We start from the raw sequence: 22595 nt of genomic DNA on the forward strand, positions 1-22595 counted from the left end.
CGCTTGGGAGAGCGCCAATGATCACACGCAGACATTTTCTCGGTGCCGGGCTCGGTGCCGCCGCGGTCGGCCCCTGGCTGGGCGCCGGCGCCACCACGCCGATCCCCGGCAGGCAGTTGTTGACCGCCACCGACGTGCACGTCAGCGACTACCCCACCGTGGAGGCGGTGCGGTGGTTCGGCAAGCAGCTCCAAGCGCGCACCAATGGCCGGCTCACACTGCGCCAATACCACTCCGGCCAGTTGGGTCGCGAGTCGGAGGCGATCGACATGGCGCGCTTCGGCGCCATCGACATCACCCGCGTGTATTCGGGTGCGTTGAACAACGCCTTTCCGCTCACCCAGGCGCTGTGCCTGCCGTACGTGTTCGACTCGGTACCGCATCTGCGCCGCGCCATCGACGGCCACGTCGGCGACAGCGTATTGCGCAGCTTCGAGCAGCGCGATCTGGTGGGCCTGGCGATCTACGATTCGGGCGCGCGTTGTTTCTACAACACCAAGCATCCGCTGCACCGCCCGAAAGATCTCAATGGCCTGAAACTGCGCGTTGCCTCGTCGGACATCTTCCTCAAGCTGATGCGCATGCTGGGCGCCAACCCCACGCCGATGTCGCTGGGCGAGACGTTCTCGGCGATGGAAACGCACATGATCGACGGTGCGGAAAACAATATGCGCAGCTTTCAGTCGAGCCGGCATTTCGAAGCCGCGCATTACTGGTCGCAGAGCGAGCATTCCTACGCGCCGGACATCCTGATGATGTCGCGCAAGAGTTTCCAATCCCTGCGGCCGGTCGATCGCGCGCTGGTGGTGGAACTGGCACGCGCCTCGGTGCCGGTGATGCGCGATTTGTGGGATGCCTCGGAAGTGATCGCGCGCAAGCAGGTGATCGACTACGGCGTAAAGCTCAACCAGGTCGACATGCCGGCATTCCGCGCCGCCGCCGCCCCGCTGCTGGCCGAATACCGCAAGCAGCCGGAGATCGAAGCGCTGTACCGCCGCATCCGCGATTTCGCATAGAGGTAACCCGATGACCGAACCCGAGACTGTCGCCATCCCGATCGCGCCGTTGCAGCGCGCGCTGGACCGCGTTTCCGATATCGCCGTTGGCGTGGCATCGCTCGCCTTGCTGGGCCTGGTGGTCGTGCAGGGCTGGCAGGTAATGACCCGCTACGTGCTCAACGACTCGCCCAGCTGGACCGAGCCGGTGACGCTGCTGTTGCTGAGTACCGCATTGAGCCTGGGCGCCGCCGCTGGCGTGCACACCAACCGCCATTTCGGCTTTTATCTGCTGGGCGAATACGTACCGCCGCTGGTACGCACGGTGTTCGATCTGATCCGCCCGTTGATGATCATGGCCATCGGCGCGGTGTTGGCATGGTGGAGTGCGGCGCTGCTGCTGGATGGGCTGGACATCAAGATGGCTGGCGCGCAGATGCCGCAGAGCATCAACTACCTGCCGCTGTCGATCGGCGGTGCGCTGATGGTGGTGTTCGCCTTGTACAAGCTGTGGCAAGTGCTACGCCCGATCCGCAATGCAGGGGTGCGCTGATGGGCATCGCCATGTTGTTGGGAACCTTTGTGGTGCTGCTGCTGATCGGCGTGCCGGTGGCCTACGCGCTGGGTGCGGCCGCACTGGCCACGTTGCTGTATCTGGATCTGCCCACGGTGGTGCTGGTGCAGCAGATTTCCGCTGGCAGCGGCTCGGCCTCGTTGATCGCCATTCCACTGTTTATCTTCGCCGGCGAGCTGATGCTGCGTGGTGGTATTTCCGAGCGCTTGATCGCCCTGGCTTCGGCGCTGGTCGGGCGCGTGCGTGGCGGTCTGGGCCAGGTCAGCGTGTTGTCGTCGCTGTTTTTCGGCGGCGTGTCCGGCTCGGCGATTGCCGACGTCTCGGCGGTCGGCGGCACCATGATTCCGCAGATGATCAAGCGCGGCTACGACCGCGATTATGCGGTCAATGTGAGCATGACTGCCGCGTTGGTGGCGTTGCTGGTGCCGCCTTCGCACAACTTGATTTTGTTCTCTGCGGCGGCCGGTGGCGGCATCTCGATCGCCGATCTGTTTGCGGCCGGTATCTTCCCCGCGCTATTGATGACCGCGGCGATGATGGTCACCGGCTATGCGGTTGCACGTCATCGCGGTTATGGCACCGAGCCGTTCCCGGGTTGGCGTGCGGTGGCGCTGCGTCTGTTCGGCGCGTTGCCGGGTCTGGGCTTGGTCGCGTTGATCTTCATCGGTATTCGCGCCGGCATCTTTACTGCGGTGGAAAGCGCCGCGATTGCCGTGGTGTACGCGTTGATCGTCACCGCGTTGCTGTATCGGCAGTTGCGCTGGGCGGAGTTCTTCGCCGCGGTCACGCATGCCGCGCGCACGACCGGTGTGATCCTGTTCGTGATCGCAACGGCGGCGGTGTTCGGCTGGTTGCTGGCTTACCTGCAAGTGCCTGCGGCGGCGGTGAAGTTCCTGCAGGCCATTGCCGACAGCAAGAACACGGTGCTGCTGATGATCGTGGTGATGCTGTTGCTGCTGGGCATGTTCATGGACCTGGCGCCGAAGATCCTGATCTGTACGCCGATCTTTCTGCCGGTGGTCAAAGCCTACGGCATCGACCCGATCCACTTCGGTCTGGTGATGGTGTTGGCCGGCGGTATCGGCTTGATCACGCCGCCGATCGGCTCGGTGCTGTTTATCGGTACCTCGATCGGCCAGATCACGGTCGCGCAAAGCATGCGCACCATCTGGCCATTCTGGCTGGCCGCGTTGTGCGTGCTGCTGATCGTGGCGTTTTTCCCGGAATTGTCGTTGTGGTTGCCCAGGGCGCTGCGCGCCTGAGCGCAGTTGCCGGCGGAAGTGTCCGCCTTCATTCAAGCGGCCGACGACAGTCCAGGCGTCGGCCGCCGCATCGCCCCGTATTCGGTGGGCAAGGAGAGAGCATGCGTGTGCGTCGTCCCTTCACCCGTGTGCATTGGATGTTGGCCAGCGGATTGTTGCTGTGCGCTGGCCTGAGCGCTGCAGCCGATTGGAAGCGCGGTATCGAGCATCAGCGCATCGCCGATCAAGGCAATGGCACCTTTCTCAATCCCGTGCTGGCCGGCGATCACCCCGACCCGTCGCTGCTCAAGGATGGCGAGGACTATTACCTCACGCTGTCCTCGTTCGATGCGTACCCGGGTCTGCCGATCTGGCATTCGCGCGATCTGGTCAACTGGCAGCCGCTGGGTCATGCCATCGGCCAGAACGTCGGCGCAATCTGGGCGCCGGATCTGATCAAGCACGGCAAGCGCTATTACATCTATTTCCCGGCACGCCGCGGCGACCAGGGCGCGCGCAGCAACTTCGTGGTGTGGGCCGACGCCATCAACGGCCCGTGGAGCGCGCCGATCGATATCGGCCTGGGCAAGTACATCGACCCCGGCCATGCGGTGGGCGAAGACGGCAAGCGCTATCTGTTCCTGAGCGGCGGCGATTACGTGCAGTTGTCCGACGATGGCTTCAAGGTCGTCGGCACGCCCAAACACGTCTACGACGGCTGGAAATACCCGCAACACTGGGACGTGGAAAGCTACGCGCAGGAAGGCCCCAAGATCACCCGCCACAACGGCTGGTACTACATGACCACCGCAGTCGGCGGCACCGCCGGCCCGCCGACCGGGCACATGGTGATCACCGCGCGCGCGCGCTCGATCCATGGCCCGTGGCAGAACGCGCCCAACAACCCGATCACCCGCACCAGGAGCGCCGACGAGCCGTGGTGGTCGCGCGGCCACGCCACCCTGGTGGAAGGCACTGACAAACGCTGGTGGATGCTCTATCACGGCTACGAACACGGCTTCTGGACGCTGGGCCGGCAGGCGCTGCTCGACCCGATCGAGTGGATGCCCGACGGCTGGTTCGTCGCCAGGGGGGGCGACCTGGCAACCCCGTTGAAAAAGCCCAGTGGGCAGGCGTTGCCGCACGGCCTGAGGTTGTCGGACGACTTTCGCACCGGCACGCTCGGCCCGCAGTGGGCGTTTTTCAACCCGGCCGCCGACGAAGTCAGGCGGCTCAGCGTTGGCAATGGCGTGCTGCGCCTGCAGGGCAAGGGTAGCGCCCCGCGCGATGCCTCGCCGCTGACCGTGATTGCGCCCGATCAGGCCTACCGGTTCGAGGTACACATGACCGTCGCTCCAGGCGGGCAGGGCGGGGCGCTGCTGTTCTACAGCGACAAGCTCTATGCCGGCGTCGGCAGCAACGGCGAAAACTTCGTCATGCACCGCTACGGCGAAGAACGCCCGGCCAGACTGGCGCCCAGCAGCAAGGGCGGCGCGCTGTGGCTGCGCGTCACCAACAACCGCCACATCGTCACCGTTCACAGCAGCACCGACGGCACCATCTGGACCAAGTATCCGGTGCAGATGGAAGTGTCCGGCTACCACCACAACGTAGCCGGCAAGTTCCTGGCACTGAAGCCGGCACTGTACGCCGCCGGCCCAGGCCAGGTGGAGTTCCGCAACTTCCGCTACCGCGCCCTGGACTGACCGCTCTGCATTGCCGGGTATGCCGGGGCGCGGTTGGCTGCGGGAACCGGCACTGCGGACAAGGGAGTCGGCAGGCCTGCTAGGGCTTGCTGGCCCGCTGGCCGGTAGAATCCACTCAACTTCAACGGTTGACCGCTATGCCCGCCCGCAAGATGCCCGACGAGGGAGTGCCCGGCCTGCCGAAGGGCAAGGTAGCAACGATCAACGACATCGCCCGGATGTCGGGCGTCTCCAAGAAGACCGTCTCGCGGATCATCAACAACTCCCCGTTGGTGCGGCAGGATACCCGCGAGAAGGTCCAAGCGCTGATGCGCGAGGTTGGCTACGCGCCCGACCCGCTCGCGCGCGGGCTGGCGTTCCGGCGCTCGTTCCTGATCGGCATGGTCTACGACAACCCCACCGCGCAGTACATCGTGGACATGCAGTACGGCGCGCTGGACGCGCTGCGCGGCTCCAGCTTCGAGCTGGTGGTGCACCCCTGCGACAGCCGCAGCCCCGGCTACATCGAAGGCGTGCGCCGGTTTGCCCAGGCGCAGAAGCTGCATGGAGTGATCCTGGTGCCGCGTGCCTCCGAGGACCAGGCGCTGGCCGACATGCTGGCCGAGATCGGCTGCCGCTACACCCGCATCGCTTCGGTCGCCCTGGACACCACCTCGCAGACGGTGATCACCCACGACCGCGACGGTGCCGCCGAGGCGGCTGATTATTTGCTCTCGCTCGGCCATCGCGACATCGCCCTGGTCACCGGCCCCAGCGCCTATCGCTCATCGATCGAACGCACCTCGGGGTTTGCCGACGCACTGACCCGGCGCGGTATCGAACTGCCGCCCGAGCGCATTGTCCAAGCCGGCTACACCTTCGAATCCGGCGTGGCCGCCGCCGAAAAGCTCTTGCTGGGCAAAAAGCGCCCCACCGCCATCTTCACCGGTAACGACGAAATGGCCGCCGGCATCTACAAGGTCGCCCTGCGCGCCGGCATCAACATCCCGCGCCAGCTCTCGGTGATCGGCTACGACGACAGCTCGCTGGCCTCGCGGCTGTGGCCACCGCTGACCTCGGTGCGCCGCCACACCCGCGACACCGGCCGCACCGCCGCCGCCATGCTGATCCAACCCGACAACGCCCCGCAGCTACCTACCGCCAGCGTGCGCCCGCACCTGATCGTGCGCGACTCCTGCCAACCGCCGGAAGATTGATCCGAGTAGGGTGCACAGCGCCTTGCCGCAAGTCGGACGCTGATTACCATTGGCCGATCGTCAAACGACCGCGCCAGCTCCCCGCTCTTAGCTTCGCAGATGCGTACATGCTCCTCAGCCCTGCTGCTGTGGCCCAGGACACGATGGCAGACTATAAGGCGCGAGGCAGCGGTCGTGAGGATCTCCATACGCTGTTGCCGATCAAACCGCAGCGTCCTGTCGGCGATCGGAGAGGGACCGAACACCGATCACTTGATGATGTGCTGCTGTTGCTTGAGAACGCAGCGCATCACGCAGCGGATCAAAAATTAGGAGTTCCGGGAGTTCCGTATGTTCTCCAAACTTAATAGCAGCTCGCCGTTCGCTGCATCGACTACAGCCTCGACACCCCCCCGGCAGGCATCCACGCGGCAGGTCGACGTCGATGTGCGGCCCGCCGATGCTTCGGATTCGAGCCTGCTCGATGGATTGCGCCAGCCGCGTCCGAACCGGTCCAGCGCCGCCTCCGCGTCGTCGTCTGCATCGGTTGCATCCAACGTGGCTTTGTCGAGCAACGATCTTGCTCTTGCCGCATACCTGCTTGCCCGCGATATGGATGGGCGCCGCGTTCACACAACGGATGTGAGCCGCCTGCGTAAGGCGAATGACAGCATCGGCAACACGCGGCAATTGCTTCGGTTCGGGCGCGGCAATGTCGACACCGATTTGCGCCACACCCACAACGAAAGCGGCTGGCGCACGAAAGCTGCGCGCCAGCTCAAGGATGAACTCTGCGTGCGCAGCGACGGACAATTCGCCGAGTATGCCGAGCAAATGCGCCACTCGGCTGCGGCCGCTGTCGTGTTCGGCTCAGGTAACTGCGGTGAATATGCGAGCACCACAAGCGTGTATCACAGCAGCCGGCTGGGTGCCCAGGAGACGGTGCATCACGTCAGTGGAAGTAACCATTCCTGGGCCGAGGCGCGCGTGCCGGTCGACGATCCTACAGGCTCAAGCACCATCGTGATGGACGGGTGGGCCAAGGGGCCGGCCGTTCTTGCGCCCGATTCGAGATTCGCAGCCATGCGCGAGCAGTTGCAGAGCAACGTGCAATTGGATGCAGCCAATGGACGCGATGCCCGCATCGCAACCAACGACCTTATCCTGGAGATGCGCGCCAAGGGTCCAGCCGAAGTGCAGCGGCGGATCAATCAGGGCGTGACTTTCAGTGCGCGCCTCGTCGCGTTCATCGATTCGCTCCTGCCGTCCGGCATCGGAGATTGGTGCGAACAGCATGTACTGAACGATGCCTTTGCCGGTCGCGTCCGCGCGCAACTCGACACGTCTCCGGTCAGTGCCGACCTGCTCGCGCGGGCGGAACGGATCGCCAGCGAGCTAGGTGTCGTTGGCGCCGCCCGCACGGTCCAGGCGCAGCAGATCATCGCGGCGACCCGTTCGCTCGTCGCGCCCCGCTGAGCCACGCTTCTAGCTCCCACCTGCGATCCAGTCCCATGACCATCGAATCTCAGGGGTGCGGCGGGGGATGATTGCGTCGGACAGGGTGCATCGGGAAATTCGTGCGCTGCGCAATGACACCGGTTGACCAGAGCCGGTAGAATGTCCCGGTGCAAGCCAATATCCCCCTCGCTTGCTCCGGAGATCGCGCATGTCCCTGTACTGCAAGACCCACTACGCTACCCATCCCGATGCCATCAAGGGCGCCAGCAACGACGACCTGCGCGAGCTTTACCTGCTCGATGGCCTGTTCGTCGACGATGCGGTGACCCTCAAATACACCCATTACGAGCGCTTCGTGCTCGGTGGCGCCGCTCCGCTCGGCAAGACTCTGGAGCTGCCCAGGCAGACCGAACCGGCGTCTGCCGCCGGCCATCCGTTCCTGGAGCGTCGCGAGCTCGGCATCCTCAATGTCGGTGCCGGGACCGGCAGCGTGACCGTGGACGGCACCGTCTACACGCTCGGGCCGAAGGACGGTCTGTACGTGGCGATGGGCAGTACCGAGGTCGGCTTCGCTTCCGACGACGCTACCAACCCGGCCAGGTTCTATCTCGCCTCCACCCCAGCGCACGCGCGTTTCCAGACCAAACAGCTCTCGATCAAGGATGCAGTGGCACTGGAGCGCGGCGCGCTGGACACCAGCAACGAGCGCACCATCTACCAGTACATCGTGCCGGCCACCTGCCAGTCCTCGCAGCTGTTGCTCGGGCTGACCGTGCTCAAGCCCGGCAGCGTGTGGAACACCATGCCGCCGCATTTGCACGATCGCCGCAGCGAGATCTATTTCTACTTCGACCTCGGCGCCAACGATCGCGTCTATCACTTCATGGGCGCGCCCGAGGCGCAGCGTCACATCGTGATCCAGAACAACCAAGCAGTGGTCTCGCCGCCGTGGTCCATCCACATGGGCGCCGGCACCAGCAACTACGCCTTCATCTGGGCAATGGGCGGCGAAAACCTCGATTACACCGACATGCACGTGCTGGACATCTGCCAGCTCAAGTGAGGCCGCTCCAACAAAGCGGTCTTTCTTCAAGCTCGCTCTAACAGCGTTAGCGCTATCCGAACTGGCGCTGCCAAGCACCGGCTCGAACGACGCCAGCGGCCGCGTACGGCGCGGTTCACTCATCCAATGTGGCACCCCCGGCAGGAGCGATAAGGTAATGCGCAATCCGTTCAGTCTCGAAGGCAAGGTCGCACTGGTCACCGGTGCCAACACCGGCTTGGGCCAGGGTATCGCGCTGGCACTGGCTCAGGCAGGCGCCGACATCGCCGCCGCCGGCATCCAGGCACCCACCGAGACCGAGGAAAAGGTCAAGGCGCTGGGCCGTCGCTTCGTCGCCATCCGAGCCGACCTGATCAGCATCGAGCCGGTGCAGCGCATCTTCAACGAAACCCTGGCCGGCCTCGGGCGCCTGGATATCCTGGTCAACAATGCCGGCCTGATTCGTCGTACCGACGCGGTGGATTTCAGCGAGCAGGATTGGGACGACGTGCTCAACGTCAACCTGAAGTCGGCCTTCTTCATGGCGCAGGCCGCCGGCCGCCACTTCATCGGCCAGGGCAGCGGCAAGATCATCAACATCGCCTCGATGCTGTCGTTCCAGGGCGGCATTCGCGTGCCTTCATACACCGCCAGCAAGTCGGGCATTGCCGGCATCACCCGCCTGCTCGCCAACGAGTGGGGCAGCAAGGGCGTCACTACCAATGCGATCGCGCCGGGCTACATGGCCACCGACAACACCGCCCAACTGCGCGCCGACCAAGCGCGTAACCAGTCGATCCTGGACCGCATCCCGGCCGCGCGCTGGGGCGTGCCGGCCGACCTCGGCGGCACCGCGGTATTCCTTGCCAGCAGCGCCGCAGACTACGTCAACGGCGCCATTATCCCGGTCGACGGCGGCTGGCTGGCACGCTAAGCCAACCAAGGCCGTGGACGTCGTTGTCGCCGGCAGCGGCCTGATCAGCATGCGCTTTGCGCAAGCGCCTACGCAGCGGGGCGTGGACCGGTTGCTCGTGCGCTTCGAAAAAACGCAAACGCAGTTTCCTCGCACTCAACCATCTCGCCGCGGCGATCATCGCGCCCGTGCACTCCTCACACGTCGCCGTCGCCACTCCAGCCATCGCCGTTGCCGCGCTGGATCACCCGATCGGTTTCCAGCACATCGCCTGCCGGCACCTGCACTTGTTGCGCCAGGTCGGCGTAGATCGGGGTAAAGTCCGGCGCGGTGGCGCTCATCAATTGCGCAAAACTGTCGATGACGAAATAGGTCTTCTGGAAGCTGTCGATGCGATAGCGCGTGCGCATGATGCGGTGCAGGTCCAAGCCGATCCGGTTGGGCGCCGGCGATTCCAGCGAATGCAGCGATTCGCCCTTGGACGACACGATGCCGGCGCCATAGATACGCAGCCCCTGCGGGGTGTTGATCAGGCCGAATTCCACCGTGTACCAATACAGCCGGGTAAGGTTTTGCAGCGCGTCCGGACCGATGCCATGCGCCTTGACCCCGCCACGGCCATAGGCCTGCATGAAGTCGGCAAACAGCGGATTCATCAGCAGCGGCACGTGCCCGAACAGATCATGGAACAGATCCGGTTCGGCGATGTAATCGATCTGATCGGGGCGACGGATCCACCACGTCACCGGGAAGCGTTTGTTGGCCAGATGTTCGAAAAAATTGAGCTCCGGCAGCAGGCCTTGCACACCGACCAGCGTCCAGCCGGTGGCCGCTTGCAGCACGGCGTTGAGCGCGTCCAAGCGCGGGAGGTGGGTGTCCCCCATCCCCATCGCGTCCTGCGCCTTCAGAAATGCATCGCAGGCGCGGCCGACCAGCAACGCGCGCTGGCGGCGATACAACGTGCCCCAGGTGGCGTGATCGTCGGCACTGTAGCCGTCCCACGGTTGCTCGACCACGGCGGTTGTGTAGACCGGCACGTAGCCCTTGTCGGTGAGCTGATTTTCGACGCGTAGCGGCGCAGTGTTCATGCAGCGGCATTTCCCGATGATCAGCGTTCACCTTAGCCGGATGGCCGCGCAACAGGATTGCTAATCTTGCGTGAATCAGGCTAATTGGCGCAAGATCCGTGCGTCATTCTTTACTAATGCGCAACAAATGGACCAGAAAATCGCCTTGGACCGCACCGACTTGCGGTTGCTTGCCCTGCTGCAGACGCAGGGGCGCAGCAGTAACGCCGAGCTGGCCATGCAGGTCAATTTGTCGGCGTCCGCCTGCCTGCGTCGCACCCAGCGACTGGAAGCGGCCGGCATCATCGCCGGCTACGGCGCGCGCCTGGATGCACGTGCACTCGGGCTTGGCCTGCAGGCATTTGTGCGCGTGCAGCTGGAGCAGCACGGACAGGCCGATATCGACCATTTCGCCGAGGGCGTGCGCGGCTGGGACGAGGTGGTCGCGTGCTGGGCACTCACCGGCGACATGGATTATCTGCTGCATGTGCAGGTGCGTGATCTCGAACATTTTTCGCGCTTTCTGCTCGATCGTCTGCTCAATGCAACCGGCGTGTCCGACGTCAATTCCAGCTTCGTCTTGCGCACGGTGAAAGCCGCGGAAGGCCTGCCGTTGTCGCATCTGGTATGACACCTGCGCCAGTGTGTACACGCATACAGCGCGAAATCAGCACGGCGTTCGCCAACCTGGAACAGCCGTCAGCAAAAATCAGCGCAGCCTGATTGGGACGCGGCCTCACGCCCCAACTGTGGCCCAATACCGTTCGCCATCGCGCTGCACCCGCACCGGGCCGTCGAACACGGCCGATAGGCTAGCGTCGGTCAGTAGCGAATCGCGCCGACCATCGGCCACCACACGACCGGCGCGCAGCAGAATCACCCGCGCGATTTCGGGCACGATTTCTTCGATGTGATGGGTCACCAGAACCAACGTGATGCCTTGCTGGGCGAGGTGACGCATGGTGTGGAGCAGGTGCTGGCGCGCGACCAGATCCAGCCCGGTGGATGGTTCGTCCAGCAACAGTGCCTGTGGGCGGTCGACCAACGCGCGCGCGATCAGCACCCGGCGCATCTCGCCGGCCGACAACTCGGCAAATTGCCGATCCAGCAGCGGCAATGCGCGTGCCAACGCGAGTGCCTCACGTGCCCTTGTGCGCATGTCGTCGCTGATCTTGCGATGCGGCGGCACCACGTAGCTGGCGAAGAAGCCCGATAGCACCGCACTCTCCACATCCAGCCCCGGCATGTTTGCCAGGTTGACACTCAAGTCGCCGGTGACGATGCCCAGCTGCGAGCGCAACCGGCCCACCTGCCAGTGTGGTTGCCCGAGCACCTTCACCGCCGGCTGGCCGTCGGCGCGCGCCAGCGGATACAGCTCGCGCGTAATCAATTTGATGAAGGAGGATTTGCCGCAACCATTGGGACCAAGGATGGCGGTGTGCTGCCCTAGCGCGATGCGCAAACTGAGTGCGTGCAACACCCGCACCTGGCCGCGCATCACGCTGGCCTGGTCGAGTTCGATCAACGGGATGGCGTTCGCAACAGCACAATTGGCATAAACATCGGCAGCGACAGTCATACGAGTGGCATCAAACGTAGTGGAGAAGTGGGTGAGCGAACCGCATTTAGAGCGGTTAACAAAACGACTGCGCTCACCGCCAGGCGGGCGCGGCCGGTGCTCGGAATCGGCATGTACCACGCGTACACTGCGGTTCCTGCGCGCCGTCCGCACCCACCTGACGACTGCTCGCTACGTTTTGTTAGCCGCTCTTAGAAATGTAGGCCTCACCCTACGCATCCGAAGGGTGAGGTTTGCCGCGATTGCCCCCATTATGTCTGTATCGACCGAGCGATGGCGCTGCTGTGGAGATGCCGGTGTTGTCCGATCCGATCATCGACTTGCTGGCCTCGGGCATTGCTGGCCTGGGTGTATGGAGCATACTGGTGGTGCTGCCAGTGGCCACCCAGCGCACCCTCTTTGCCGTGATCTTGTACCTGCATCGCCGTCAGGCGCATCGGATCGCCGTGCCCAACGCCGATACCCTGAAAGCGCTGTTGTCGCATTGCTTTCAGGCGCTTGTGTGCGCGCGCAGATCGAGTGGCTTGATCCTGTGCGGCGTGTTGATCGTATGCAGCGCGTGCGTTCCTGCATTCGTCGCGCAGGCCCAGGTGCAAGATAGCCAAGCGTATCTGCAACGCATGGATACCGACGGCGATGGCCGCGTCAGTGGCGACGAATATCTGGCCTGGATGCGTTACGCCTTCGATCAGCGCGATCTGGATCACGACGGTGTGCTGCAGGGCGATGAACTACCAGGTCGCCGCGGCAAACCGGTCACCCGTGCTGCGCATCGCGCTACCTTGATCGAGCGCTTCGCACTCCAGGACGCCAACGGCGACGGTTACTTGAGCGCGCGCGAATTGCTGGCGCCACCGCGCTGATGCGCGCCTTCGCGCGCATCTGATGCCGCGTTCGGCAAGCTTGAGCACATGTTCACTCTCGATCAGGTCAGCCGCCGCTACGGCAAGGCCATCGCCCTGGATGCGGTGTCGCTTAACTTCGCCAGCGGCATCACCACCGCGTTGATCGGCCCCAGCGGCGCCGGCAAATCCACCGTGCTGCGCATGCTGGTGGGGCTGGAATGGCCCGATAGCGGCACGGTCGCCTTCGATGGCACGCCACTGCAACGCGCCAGTCTGCAGGCGCAACGCCAACGCATCGGTTACGTGATCCAGGAAGGCGGGCTGTTTCCGCATCTGGATGCGCGCAGCAATGTGGTCTTGCTGGCGCAGACGCTGGGCTGGACGCGGCAACGCATCGATGCGCGCCTGGAGACCTTGTGCGCGCTGTGCCAATTGCCGCCGGCGTTGCTGGCGCGCTACCCGGCTGAATTGTCGGGCGGCCAACGCCAGCGTGTCGGCCTGATCCGCGCCTTGATGCTGGATCCACCGGCGTTGTTGCTGGACGAACCGCTCGGCGCACTCGACCCCATCGTGCGTTACGACCTGCAGGCGCAAATGCGCGAAATGTTCGCTCAACTCGGCAAGACCCTGGTGCTGGTCACCCACGATGTTGCCGAAGCGGCGTATCTGGCCGATACCTTGGTACTGATGCGCGCCGGCCGCGTGGTGCAGCAGGGCAGTGCACGCAGCTTGCTGGAACAGCCGGCCGATGCGTTCGTGCAGCGCTTTCTCACCGCGCAGCGCAGCATTGGCGATGCCGCATGATCGCGCGCGCGCTGTTGGCAGGTGTCCTGTTGATCTGCAGCATCGGTGCGCAGGCCGCGCACGTGACGCTCGGCTCGAAGAACTTCACCGAAGCAGTGATCCTGGGCGAAATCGCCACTGCCGCCGGGCAGCGCGACGGGGTGGAGGTACAGCATCGCGCGCAGCTCGGAGGCACGCGCATCCTGTGGCGCGCGCTGGAGACCGGGCAGATCGATGCGTATGCCGAATACACCGGCACGCTGGCGCAGGAGTTGGTCCAACTGCCAAATGCCAGCCAGGCCGAACTGCGCGCCGCGTTGGATGCGCGTGGACTTGCGATGACCGACTCGCTTGGTTTTCAGGACACCTATGCGTTGGGCATGCGGCGCGACCGTGCGCGGGCATTGGGCATTGAATCGCTCTCTGATCTGGCACGTCACCCAACGCTCAAGATCGGCCTGAGCAATGAGTTCATGCAGCGCGCCGATGGTTGGCCGGGCGTGCGTGCCGCATATGCGCTGCCGCAGACCGCGACCGGACTGGATCACGATCTGGCGTATCGCGCACTGCAGAGCGGGGCGATCGAGGTCACCGATCTGTACAGCACCGATGCGGAAATTCCGTATTACCGGCTGCAGGTGCTGCGCGACGACCGCCAGTATTTCCCCGAGTACAAGGCCGTGTTTCTGTATCGCAAGGACCTGGCGCAACGCTCGCCGGCGATGTTGCGGGCCTTGCAGGGGCTGCAAGGACGTATCGATGAGGCGACCATGCAGCGGCTCAATGCACAGGTGAAGTTGGAGCGTCGGTCCGAAGCGGCAGTCGCAGCGCAGTGGTTGGGAGTGGCGCCCATATCCGAAGCCGACTCGCGTAGTACCCGTTTGCTGCGACACACGCGCCAACACCTTGCCTTGGTCGGCATCTCGTTGGGTTTTGCTTTGCTGATCGCGTTACCGCTGGGCGTGCTGGCGGCGCGGCGTCCACGCCTCGGGCAGGTGGTGCTGTCGTTGACTGGGGTGCTGCAGACGTTGCCGTCGCTGGCGGTATTCGTCTTCATGATTCCGTTGTTCGGCATTGGCGCCAAACCTGCGATTGCTGCGCTGTTTCTATACAGCCTGTTGCCGATCGTGCGTAACACGCATGCCGGGCTGACCTCGATCCCGCGTGAGTTGCATCAAACCGCTCAGGCGATCGGATTGCCGGCGTGGACGCGCTTGTGGCGTGTGGAATTACCGCTGGCCCGCCGCACGATTCTGGCCGGCATCCAGACCGCAGCGGTGATCAACGTGGGCACCGCCACGCTGGGCGCATTGATCGGTGCAGGTGGTTATGGCCAGCCAATTCTCACCGGTATCCGCCTGGATGACATTGGCTTGATTCTGGAAGGCGCAATTCCCGCGGCCGTTCTTGCACTGCTGGTGCAATCGGTGTTCGAAGGGCTGGAGCATTGGGTCACGCCGCGCGGGTTGCGGCTCAGTCAACGTGGTTGAGTTGCTATTGCAGGAGAGTGGTGGGCGCGCTCGGCATTCGACGATCGGCCCGCGCGGCATCACCCACCCGGCAGCGCCCCGATCAACCGCGACAGTGCGTGCTCGGTGACGCTCAGATGCGGTGCGATACGTAAACGCCCGTGCCGCCTTGTGCAGATCACACCAAGCGCGCCGAGCGTTGTCGCCACCGCCTCCAACTGGTCTGCTGGCGGCCGCAGCGCGGTCAGATGCGGCGCATGACCAGGCGTGCACCAGCTGCCAAGGCCACGCGCATGCAACCCCACGTCCCATTGCGCAGTGAGCGCACCAAGTGCCTCGGCGATACGCGCTGGTTCCCATGCAGCGACTTGCTGCAAGGCCATGGTCGCCATCGCGACACGCAAGGGATCGGCAACGCCGCCGGCATCGAATCGCCGCGCACCGCTGCGATACAGTGGCGCAGTGGCGACCGGGAATTCCCAACTGCTGCCGGCATCGCGCCCGATCCAGTGTTCTTCGATCGGCACGCCGTGCGCACGCCACTGCGGTGCTACCCACAGCCAGGCCAATCCCATCGGCCCGAGCAACCATTTGTGCCCGACGCTGACCACGAAATCCGGCCGCCAACGCCGCAGATCGATTGGCAACACGCCCAGGCTCTGGCTCAAGTCCAGCACCAGCGCTGCCCCGCACGCGTGCACCTGCGCACCGATGCGGTCCAGGTCGAGTGCTCGCCCATCCAGCCAGTACGCATGCGGCAGCGTCACGATGCGCAGCGCAGGCGTCTGGGCAATCGCTTGCAGCACCGCATCGGTCAGCGCGTCGCCGGTGGTAGTCGATACCGCCACGATGTACGCCCCCACTTCGGCACAGCGCCGTTGCCAGATCAGCAAGTTGGACGGGAATTGTCTTTCCAGCAGCAACACCGCTTCCCCGCGTTGCAATGGCAGATTGCGCGCGGCAGTGGCCAGACCATGCGCAGCCGAAGGCACCATCGCCACGCCGTCGGCATCGTTGTCGAACAAGCCTGCGGCAAGCCCGCGCAAATGTTCGATGTCGTGCAGCCACGCATCGAACGGCAGCTGCCAGGGCGTCGCCATTGCGTCGATGGCTTGGTGCGCAACCGCCTGCACCGCGCGCAGCAGCGGGCCACGCGAGGCCGTATCCAGATAAGTGATTTCGATAGGTAACGCGAATGCCTGGTGCCGCTGCGTCCAATTGAGAGGCGCAGGGAGCAGGCTGGACAGGGAGGAAGGTGACATAAAGACAGCTTACCGCTGGCTGCCACGCTGCCGACACGGCGCGTTCACGTGTGCTCCTCAAGCATATGCTGATGTCTGCACTCTCCCCCCTGCTGGGCCACCACCAGCACCAGCAGTTGACCCTGCTGGAACGCTACGCGCAGACCCGCGCGTTGAGCGATCGTCTCGCCGCACCGTTGAGCGCCGAAGACGCGATGGTGCAGAGCATGCCCGACGCCAGCCCCAGCAAATGGCATCTGGCCCACACCACCTGGTTCTTCGAACGCTTCGTGTTGCAGGCCGATCCGGCTTACCGCGTGTTCGATCCGGCCTGGGATTTTTTGTTCAACAGCTATTACCAGAGCGTAGGCCCCATGCATGCGCGGGGGCGCCGTGGGGTGTTGTCGCGTCCCTCGTTACAGCAGGTGCATGATTACCGCGCTGCGGTCGATGTGCAGATGCAACAGCGTCTGCAAGCGGGCCAGCTGGACGCCGAGGCTTGCACAATCGTGCAACTCGGTATTGAGCATGAGCAGCAGCATCAGGAATTGCTGTTGACCGATATCAAGCACGCGTTATGGAGCAATCCGCTGCAGCCGGCGTATCGCAATGCAGCGGCACCGTCTGCGGCCCTCGCCAGCACATTGCGCTGGCATGCGCGCGACGAACAGATCGTTGAAATCGGTGCCGCAGCGTGGCCGCAGTCGGACACGTTTGCCTACGACAACGAATCGCCGCGTCACCGCGTGCTGGTCGGCGCGCATGCCCTGGCCAACCGCGTGGTCACCAATGCGGAGTTCCAGGACTTCATCGATGCCGGTGGTTACCGCAGCGCCGGTACCTGGCTCAGCGATGGTTGGGCGATGGTGCAAGCACAAGGTTGGCAGCATCCGTTGTATTGGGACGTGGATGGACGCGAGTTCACCCTCGATGGTTGGCGTGCGCGCGACCCGCATGCACCGGTCTGCCATTTGAGCGTGTTCGAGGCCGATGCGTTTGCGCGCTGGGCCGGCGCACGTCTGCCCACTGAAGCCGAATGGGAACAGGCCGCCACCGGCGTGCCGGTGCAAGGCAATTTCGTCGACACCGACGCGCTGCATCCGCGTGGTGCCGAGGCTGTGGATACCGGCATCCAGCAGCTGTTCGGCGATATCTGGGAATGGACCGGCAGTGCGTATCTGCCGTATCCGGGGTTCGCGCCGTGGCCCGGGTCGCTGGGCGAATACAACGGCAAATTCATGAACGCGCAATGGGTGCTGCGCGGTGGCAGTTGTGCCACGCCTGCTAGCCACATCCGCGCCAGTTACCGCAATTTTTTCCCGTCCGATGCGCGGTGGCAGTTTGCTGGCGTGCGCCTTGCCAAGGATCTGCCTTGAACGCCGCCGCCCATGCCATGCAACGCGCGCACGCCGCGCTGACCGACCTGCGCCCGCAGCCGGACGACATCACTGCCGACGCACTGGCGGGCTTGTCGCAAACGCCCAAGACGTTGCCGTCGAAATATTTCTACGATGCGCACGGCTCGCAGCTGTTCGAAGCCATCACCCAGCAGCCGGAGTACTACCTCACCGGCACCGAACTGGGTTTGCTGGAAGCCAGCATGCCGTCGATTGCGCAGGCGATCGGCGCCGGCGTGCACGTGGTCGAATACGGCAGTGGCAGCGGTCGCAAGACCGAACTGCTGTTGCAGGGCTTGCACCATGTGGTGGCCTACACGCCGCTGGAAATATCGCGCACTGCCTTGCTCGACAGCACTGCGCGGCTGGCGCAGCAGTTTCCGCAGATCCAGATGCTGCCGGTCTGCACCGACTTCACCAAGCCGCTGCGCCTGCCCGATGCACAGCGCCCGGCGTGTGGGCATCTGATGTTCTTCCCCGGCTCCACGCTGGGAAATTTCACCGACCCGGCTGCCATCGCGTTGATGAATGCGATGCGCCAGACCATGGGTAGCGATGGCTGCGCCTTGATCGGTATCGATCTGGACAAGGACGCCGGTTTGATCGAAGCCGCCTACAACGATGCCGCGGGCGTCACCGCCAAATTCACCTTGAATCTGCTGGTACGGCTCAACCGTGAGATCGGCAGCGATTTCGATCTGGATGGCTTCGGCCACCATGCGGTGTATGCGCGCGAGCGCGGCCGCATCGAAACCTTTTTGATCAGCCAACGCGCGCAGCGCGTGCACGTGGGCGGCAAGAACTTCGACTTTGCCGAAGGCGAAGCGATGCAGGTCGAATACAGCTACAAATACACCGACGCGCACTTCGCCGAACTCGCCGCCGCTGCCGGGTTGAAAGTGACGCACGGTTGGAACGATGCCAAGGATTGGTTCGGGCTGCGCTTGTTGCGCCCTTTTTGACGTCGCGGAGTTGGGCGTGCAACAGGTCGATGACGTGCAGATCGCAGCGGTCATGCGCGCACTGCTTGCACACCGGTTGCCGGAGCGCTCGATCTGCCCTTCCGAAGTAGCTCGCGCAATCAACGATGACGCCACTGCCTGGCGTGCGTTGATGCCGCAGGTGCGCACCGTGGCCACCGACTTGGCACGCAAGGACATCGTGCGGATCACCCAGCAGGGCGAGGTGGTCGACCTGGACACCGCGCGTGGTCCGATCCGTTTGATGCGCGGCTCGCATTTCGAATGAAGCACCTGTGATGGCGTGGCGCAGGGTATCCAAAGCCCGCTGCCGCTGAGAGATCGCGCCCGATCCCATAACGAGCATCAACCACAACCGCCACGCAATCAGACTCGCAACCGCATCAACCGTGCCTAGCCAAAACAGCACCGTAACGCTGATCCGCCACTGTTACGCCGCCTGCACCACATGCAACACCTTGGGATTACGCCACTGCGCCATCAACGCAGCCTCACGCGCCTTGGCGTCTTGCAGATGCGCATGCTTGATATGGCCGTAACCGCGGATGTGTTCGGGGATGCTGGCGATCTGTGCGGCCAGGCCGACGTTGTCGACATCCAGGCGCTCCAGCAGTGATTGGACTGTTGCCACGTAATCGGCAATCAGCTGACGCTCGCCACGCCGTTCGGCGCTGTAGCCGAACACGTCGAGCTTGCCGCCGCGCAGGAATTTCAACCGCGCCAGCAGTTTGAAGGCAATGAACATCCACGGCCCGTAGTCGCGTTTGATCGGATGGCCATGCGCATCCTTCTTGGCGAGCAAGGGCGGCGCAAGGTGGAAACGCAGCCTGTAGTCGCCCTCGAACTGTTGCTGCAACCGGCGTTGAAAATCGCCGCGCGTGTACAGCCGCGCCACTTCATATTCGTCCTTATAGGCCATCAGTTTGAAGCCATAGCGTGCGACGGCCTGCGTCAATGCGCTGCTGCCGGGCACGCATCGCGCCTCCTGCAACCGCACGCGCTCGACCAGGGCGAGATACCGCTGTGCATAAGCGGCATCTTGATACTCGGTCAGAAACGCGACGCGACGCACGATGGCTTCATCCAACGACTGCGCCAGTTGCTCGTCGTCGAGCGGATGCGCCGGCGCATCGACATCGCCATGCAGCGTGCTGCCATCGGTTTGCGCCAAGGCACGTGGCGCACCTTGGCCACTGAGATCATGCGCATCCCAACTGCCGGGTGCATGCGCTTGCGGTATGTGGCCATACGCACGCGCAGACCCGCCAACGTTCGGCAGACCCGCAGCGCGCCGCACTGCCGGCAGATCGATTGCGGCCAGGCGGCCCCACGCAAATGCCTGCTGATTCATCGCCACGGCCGCGCCGTTGAGTTCGATCGCGCGCATCAGCGCCGCGTGCGACAACGGCACCAGCCCTTGCTGCCAGGCATAGCCGAGTACGAACAGATTGCTGGCGATCGCATCGCCCAGCAGCGCCGTCGCCAGTTGCGTGGCATCCAGTAACAAAGGCTCCCCGCCGCCCAATGCGATGCGCACGCCGGCAATGATCTCGGCGGCGGGAAACTGCAGATCCGGCTGGGTGGTGAAGCTGCCCGGCATCGCTTCGTAGGTGTTGAGCACCACCTGGGTGCGGCCATCGCGCACCTTGGACAACGCCCAGTAATCGTTGACCACCACCATGTCGCAGCCCAGCACCAGATCCGCTTCGCCAGCGGCAATGCGCACCGCGTGGATATCTGCTGGTTGGCGTGCGATACGGATATGGGTGGTCACCGCGCCGCCTTTTTGCGCAAGGCCGGTCTGATCCAGCACCGTGGCGCCTTTGCCTTCCAGGTGCCCGGCCATGCCGAGCAGGGCGCCGATGGTCACCACGCCAGTGCCGCCGACGCCGGTGATCAGGATGTTCCAGGGCTGTTCCAGTGTGGTGCGCTGCGGCGGGAGGGGCAGGTTGTCCAACAACGCGCTCGCATCGCGTTGTTTACTTTTGCGCACCGCACCGCCATGCACGGTGACAAAGCTCGGGCAAAAGCCCGACACGCAGGAATAATCCTTGTTGCAATTGGACTGATCGATCTCGCGCTTGCGCCCGAACTCGGTCTCTTTGGGCAGCACCGACACACAGAAACTCTTCTCGCCGCAATCGCCGCAGCCTTCGCACACCAGCGAATTGATCATGACGCGCTTGGGCGGGTCGATCAGCTTGCCGCGTTTGCGACGGCGGCGTTTTTCGGTGGCGCAGGTCTGATCGAAGATCAAGATCGATACGCCCTTGACCGTGCGCAGACGCTGCTGCACCGCATCCAGCTCGCTGCGATCGTAGAAGGCCACCTCGCTGGGAAAACGCTCGCGCCTGCGCGTCCATTTTTCGATGTCGTCGCTGACGACCGCTATTTCGTGGATGCCTTCGGCACGTAGTTGATGCGCGATGTCCGGCACGGTAAGTGTGCCGTCCACCGGCTGGCCGCCGGTCATTGCCACCGCATCGTTGTAGAGAATTTTGTAGGTGATATTGACGCCGGTGGCGACCGACTGCCGAATCGCCAGCGAACCGCTATGAAAGTAGGTGCCATCGCCCAGGTTCTGGAATACGTGGGGCGTATCGGTAAACGGCGCCTGCCCAGACCACGTCACGCCTTCGCCGCCCATGTGGGTGAAGGTGTCGGTGGCGCGATTCATCCAGGTCACCATGTAGTGGCAACCGATCCCGCCGAGTGCGCGCGAGCCTTCCGGCACCACCGTGGAGGTGTTGTGCGGGCAGCCGGAGCAGTAGTGCGGCACCCGCGGAAACAGCACGCGCGGCAAGGCCATTTCCGCTTCTTTGGTGTCCATCCAGTGCAGTCGCTGCTCGATCGAGTCAGTCGTGAAAAAGCGCTGGATGCGCTTGCCGATCACCGCCGCGATCGTGGCCGGGGTCAGCTCGCCGGTGGACGGCAGAATCCACGTGCCGTGCTCGTCGTACTTGCCGACGATGCTCGGTCGCGCCCCGGCGCTGGCCGGCCAGTTGTAGAACAGCTCCTTCATCTGCCGCTCGATGAAGGCTTTCTTTTCTTCCACCACCACGATGTCTTCGAGCCCCTGCGCGAATGCGCCGATGCCCACCGGCTCCAGCGGCCAGGTCATGCCGACCTTGTACACGCGGACGCCGATGTCGCGGCACGCCTGCGCATCCAGGCCCAGATATTCCAGCGCCTGCAGTACGTCCAGATAGCTTTTGCCGGTGGTCACGATGCCCAGCCGCGCATGCGGCGACTCCAGCACCACCCGGTCGATCCGGTTGGCCCGCGCGAATGCTTGCGCGGCGGCGATCGCGTAGCGGTGCAGGCGCATCTCCTGATCCACGGGCGGATCCGGCCAGCGGATGCTCAAGCCACCCGGCGGCAGCGCGAAGTCGTCCGGCAGCACGATGGTGCGTGCGAATGGGTCCACCTCCACCGAGGCGGACGATTCGACCGTCTCGGCAATGGTCTTGAAGCCGATCCAGCGCCCGGTGTAGCGGCTCATTGCCCAACCGAGCAGGCCCATATCCAGGATGTCCTGCACCCCGGCCGGGTTGAGGATGGGCATCATCGCGCTGACGAATTCTTCTTCCGAGCCGTGCGGCAGAGTCGAGCTGCGGCAGGCATGGTCGTCGGCGGCCAGCGCCAGCACGCCGCCATACGGCGAGGTGCCGGCGGCGTTGCCGTGCTTGAACACATCGCCGCTGCGGTCCACGCCCGGGCCTTTGCCGTACCACATGCCGTACACGCCCTGTACCTTGGCGCCGGGGAACAGATTGGTCTGCTGGGTGCCCCAGACCATGGTCGCGGCCAAGTCCTCGTTGAGGCCGGGGGTAAAGGTCACCCTGGCCGCGTCCAGATGCTGGCGCGCACGCCACAATTCCATATCCAGCCCGCCCAGTGGGCTGCCGCGGTAACCGCTGATGAAGCCGGCGGTGTCCAGGCCGGCGGCGTTGTCGCGCAGGCGTTGCATCAACGGCAGCCGCACCAGCGCCTGCACCCCGGATAAGTAGATGCGCCCGTCGGCGCGCGTGTATTTGTGCTCCAGCGTGTAGTCCGCATCCACCTGGCCGAGCTCCGGCGTGTTGGCAGAGTCGGGAGAAGAGAGTGCAGCGGTAATGGTCATGGCATGC

The 22595-nt window shown here is 64.2% G+C and carries 19 protein-coding genes, 1 other RNA gene and 1 pseudogene; 17 read left to right on the forward strand and 4 right to left on the reverse strand.

The features are described from left to right. The first annotated feature begins 17 nt into the window (after positions 1–17). The 8 genes from J5I97_RS00650 (at position 18) to kduD (ending at position 9125) form a co-directional block, all read left to right on the forward strand. Complete coding sequence (locus J5I97_RS00650; protein ID WP_208588367.1) at positions 18–1016, forward strand: TRAP transporter substrate-binding protein; 999 nt, start codon at positions 18–20, stop codon at positions 1014–1016. A 10-nt stretch (positions 1017–1026) separates the two neighbouring features. After that, the gene (locus tag J5I97_RS00655; protein WP_208588368.1) at positions 1027–1548 is read left to right on the forward strand and encodes a TRAP transporter small permease; all 522 of its coding nucleotides are present in this window, start codon (positions 1027–1029) and stop codon (positions 1546–1548) included. Beyond that, entirely contained in the window at positions 1548–2831 is a 1284-nt protein-coding gene (locus tag J5I97_RS00660; RefSeq protein ID WP_208588369.1) for a TRAP transporter large permease, read from the forward strand. The genes J5I97_RS00655 and J5I97_RS00660 overlap by 1 nt, the downstream gene beginning before the upstream one ends. 101 nt (positions 2832–2932) lie before the next feature. After that, entirely contained in the window at positions 2933–4516 is a 1584-nt protein-coding gene (locus J5I97_RS00665; protein WP_208588371.1) for a family 43 glycosylhydrolase, read from the forward strand. A gap of 137 nt (positions 4517–4653) precedes the next feature. Then, positions 4654–5712 carry a LacI family DNA-binding transcriptional regulator gene (locus J5I97_RS00670; protein ID WP_208588373.1) on the forward strand — a complete coding sequence of 353 codons (1059 nt, stop codon included), beginning with the start codon at positions 4654–4656 and terminating at the stop codon, positions 5710–5712. Between the two features lie 330 nt (positions 5713–6042). Beyond that, a complete protein-coding gene (locus J5I97_RS00675) occupies positions 6043–7167 on the forward strand; it encodes a type III effector HopX1 (RefSeq protein ID WP_208588374.1) in 1125 nt (374 codons plus the stop codon). 190 nt (positions 7168–7357) lie between these two features. After that, on the forward strand, positions 7358–8212 hold the full coding sequence (gene kduI / locus J5I97_RS00680; protein WP_208588375.1) for a 5-dehydro-4-deoxy-D-glucuronate isomerase: 855 nt from the start codon (positions 7358–7360) through the stop codon (positions 8210–8212). Between the two features lie 157 nt (positions 8213–8369). Beyond that, positions 8370–9125, forward strand: a complete 756-nt coding sequence (kduD, locus tag J5I97_RS00685; protein WP_208588376.1) for a 2-dehydro-3-deoxy-D-gluconate 5-dehydrogenase KduD — start codon at positions 8370–8372, stop codon at positions 9123–9125. A gap of 176 nt (positions 9126–9301) precedes the next feature. Here kduD and phhA read toward each other — a convergent pair whose 3' ends face one another. Next, entirely contained in the window at positions 9302–10192 is an 891-nt protein-coding gene (gene phhA / locus J5I97_RS00690; protein ID WP_208588377.1) for a phenylalanine 4-monooxygenase, read from the reverse strand. 127 nt (positions 10193–10319) lie between these two features. Between phhA and J5I97_RS00695 the strand changes: the two genes are divergently transcribed. Further along, a complete protein-coding gene (locus J5I97_RS00695) occupies positions 10320–10802 on the forward strand; it encodes an Lrp/AsnC family transcriptional regulator (RefSeq protein ID WP_208588378.1) in 483 nt (160 codons plus the stop codon). 105 nt (positions 10803–10907) lie between these two features. Here J5I97_RS00695 and J5I97_RS00700 read toward each other — a convergent pair whose 3' ends face one another. Beyond that, positions 10908–11750 carry an ABC transporter ATP-binding protein gene (locus J5I97_RS00700; protein WP_208588380.1) on the reverse strand — a complete coding sequence of 281 codons (843 nt, stop codon included), beginning with the start codon at positions 11748–11750 and terminating at the stop codon, positions 10908–10910. 111 nt (positions 11751–11861) lie between these two features. Between J5I97_RS00700 and J5I97_RS00705 the strand changes: the two genes are divergently transcribed. The 5 genes and pseudogenes from J5I97_RS00705 (at position 11862) to J5I97_RS00725 (ending at position 14868) form a co-directional block, all read left to right on the forward strand. Then, a non-coding RNA gene (locus J5I97_RS00705) (sX9 sRNA) lies at positions 11862–11937 on the forward strand. Positions 11938–12046: 109 nt separating this feature from the next. Continuing rightward, positions 12047–12190, forward strand: a pseudogene (locus J5I97_RS00710) (DesA family fatty acid desaturase); the annotation flags it as partial. A gap of 84 nt (positions 12191–12274) precedes the next feature. After that, positions 12275–12613, forward strand: a complete 339-nt coding sequence (locus J5I97_RS00715; protein WP_238135711.1) for an EF-hand domain-containing protein — start codon at positions 12275–12277, stop codon at positions 12611–12613. Between the two features lie 48 nt (positions 12614–12661). Continuing rightward, entirely contained in the window at positions 12662–13399 is a 738-nt protein-coding gene (locus J5I97_RS00720; protein WP_208588382.1) for an ATP-binding cassette domain-containing protein, read from the forward strand. Further along, positions 13396–14868, forward strand: coding sequence for a glycine betaine ABC transporter substrate-binding protein (locus tag J5I97_RS00725; protein ID WP_208588384.1), 1473 nt, complete (start codon positions 13396–13398; stop codon positions 14866–14868). The genes J5I97_RS00720 and J5I97_RS00725 overlap by 4 nt, the downstream gene beginning before the upstream one ends. Before the next feature lie 59 nt (positions 14869–14927). Here the strand turns inward: J5I97_RS00725 and J5I97_RS00730 are convergent, their stop codons facing one another. Next, complete coding sequence (locus J5I97_RS00730; RefSeq protein ID WP_208588385.1) at positions 14928–16109, reverse strand: aminotransferase class V-fold PLP-dependent enzyme; 1182 nt, start codon at positions 16107–16109, stop codon at positions 14928–14930. A gap of 65 nt (positions 16110–16174) precedes the next feature. Between J5I97_RS00730 and egtB the strand changes: the two genes are divergently transcribed. Genes egtB through J5I97_RS00745 form a run of 3 tightly spaced genes read left to right on the forward strand, consistent with a single transcriptional unit; the run spans position 16175 to position 18733 of the window. Further along, a complete protein-coding gene (egtB, locus tag J5I97_RS00735) occupies positions 16175–17464 on the forward strand; it encodes an ergothioneine biosynthesis protein EgtB (RefSeq protein ID WP_208588387.1) in 1290 nt (429 codons plus the stop codon). Beyond that, a complete protein-coding gene (gene egtD, locus J5I97_RS00740) occupies positions 17461–18447 on the forward strand; it encodes an L-histidine N(alpha)-methyltransferase (protein ID WP_208588389.1) in 987 nt (328 codons plus the stop codon). Before egtB ends, egtD begins: the two co-directional genes overlap by 4 nt. 16 nt (positions 18448–18463) lie before the next feature. Further along, a complete protein-coding gene (locus J5I97_RS00745; RefSeq protein ID WP_208588391.1) occupies positions 18464–18733 on the forward strand; it encodes a DUF3253 domain-containing protein in 270 nt (89 codons plus the stop codon). Positions 18734–18895: 162 nt separating this feature from the next. On the opposite strand, the gene J5I97_RS00750 is transcribed toward J5I97_RS00745, so the two are convergent. After that, positions 18896–22588, reverse strand: a complete 3693-nt coding sequence (locus tag J5I97_RS00750) for an indolepyruvate ferredoxin oxidoreductase family protein (RefSeq protein WP_208588393.1) — start codon at positions 22586–22588, stop codon at positions 18896–18898. Positions 22589–22595 lie beyond the last annotated feature (7 nt).

Source organism: Xanthomonas fragariae, assembly GCF_017603965.1.
Classification (GTDB): Bacteria; Pseudomonadota; Gammaproteobacteria; order Xanthomonadales; family Xanthomonadaceae; genus Xanthomonas; species Xanthomonas fragariae_A.

Bases quoted from the DNA above. Each gene is read 5' to 3' on its own strand.
- J5I97_RS00650 (WP_208588367.1), top strand. From the start codon at position 18: ATGATCACACGCAGACATTTTCTCGGTGCCGGGCTCGGTGCCGCCGCG.
- J5I97_RS00655 (WP_208588368.1), top strand. From the start codon at position 1,027: ATGACCGAACCCGAGACTGTCGCCATCCCGATCGCGCCGTTGCAGCGC.
- J5I97_RS00660 (WP_208588369.1), top strand. From the start codon at position 1,548: ATGGGCATCGCCATGTTGTTGGGAACCTTTGTGGTGCTGCTGCTGATC.
- J5I97_RS00665 (WP_208588371.1), top strand. From the start codon at position 2,933: ATGCGTGTGCGTCGTCCCTTCACCCGTGTGCATTGGATGTTGGCCAGC.
- J5I97_RS00670 (WP_208588373.1), top strand. From the start codon at position 4,654: ATGCCCGCCCGCAAGATGCCCGACGAGGGAGTGCCCGGCCTGCCGAAG.
- J5I97_RS00675 (WP_208588374.1), top strand. From the start codon at position 6,043: ATGTTCTCCAAACTTAATAGCAGCTCGCCGTTCGCTGCATCGACTACA.
- kduI (WP_208588375.1), top strand. From the start codon at position 7,358: ATGTCCCTGTACTGCAAGACCCACTACGCTACCCATCCCGATGCCATC.
- kduD (WP_208588376.1), top strand. From the start codon at position 8,370: ATGCGCAATCCGTTCAGTCTCGAAGGCAAGGTCGCACTGGTCACCGGT.
- phhA (WP_208588377.1), bottom strand. From the start codon at position 10,192: ATGAACACTGCGCCGCTACGCGTCGAAAATCAGCTCACCGACAAGGGC.
- J5I97_RS00695 (WP_208588378.1), top strand. From the start codon at position 10,320: ATGGACCAGAAAATCGCCTTGGACCGCACCGACTTGCGGTTGCTTGCC.
- J5I97_RS00700 (WP_208588380.1), bottom strand. From the start codon at position 11,750: ATGACTGTCGCTGCCGATGTTTATGCCAATTGTGCTGTTGCGAACGCC.
- J5I97_RS00720 (WP_208588382.1), top strand. From the start codon at position 12,662: ATGTTCACTCTCGATCAGGTCAGCCGCCGCTACGGCAAGGCCATCGCC.
- J5I97_RS00725 (WP_208588384.1), top strand. From the start codon at position 13,396: ATGATCGCGCGCGCGCTGTTGGCAGGTGTCCTGTTGATCTGCAGCATC.
- J5I97_RS00730 (WP_208588385.1), bottom strand. From the start codon at position 16,109: ATGTCACCTTCCTCCCTGTCCAGCCTGCTCCCTGCGCCTCTCAATTGG.
- egtB (WP_208588387.1), top strand. From the start codon at position 16,175: ATGCTGATGTCTGCACTCTCCCCCCTGCTGGGCCACCACCAGCACCAG.
- J5I97_RS00750 (WP_208588393.1), bottom strand. From the start codon at position 22,588: ATGACCATTACCGCTGCACTCTCTTCTCCCGACTCTGCCAACACGCCG.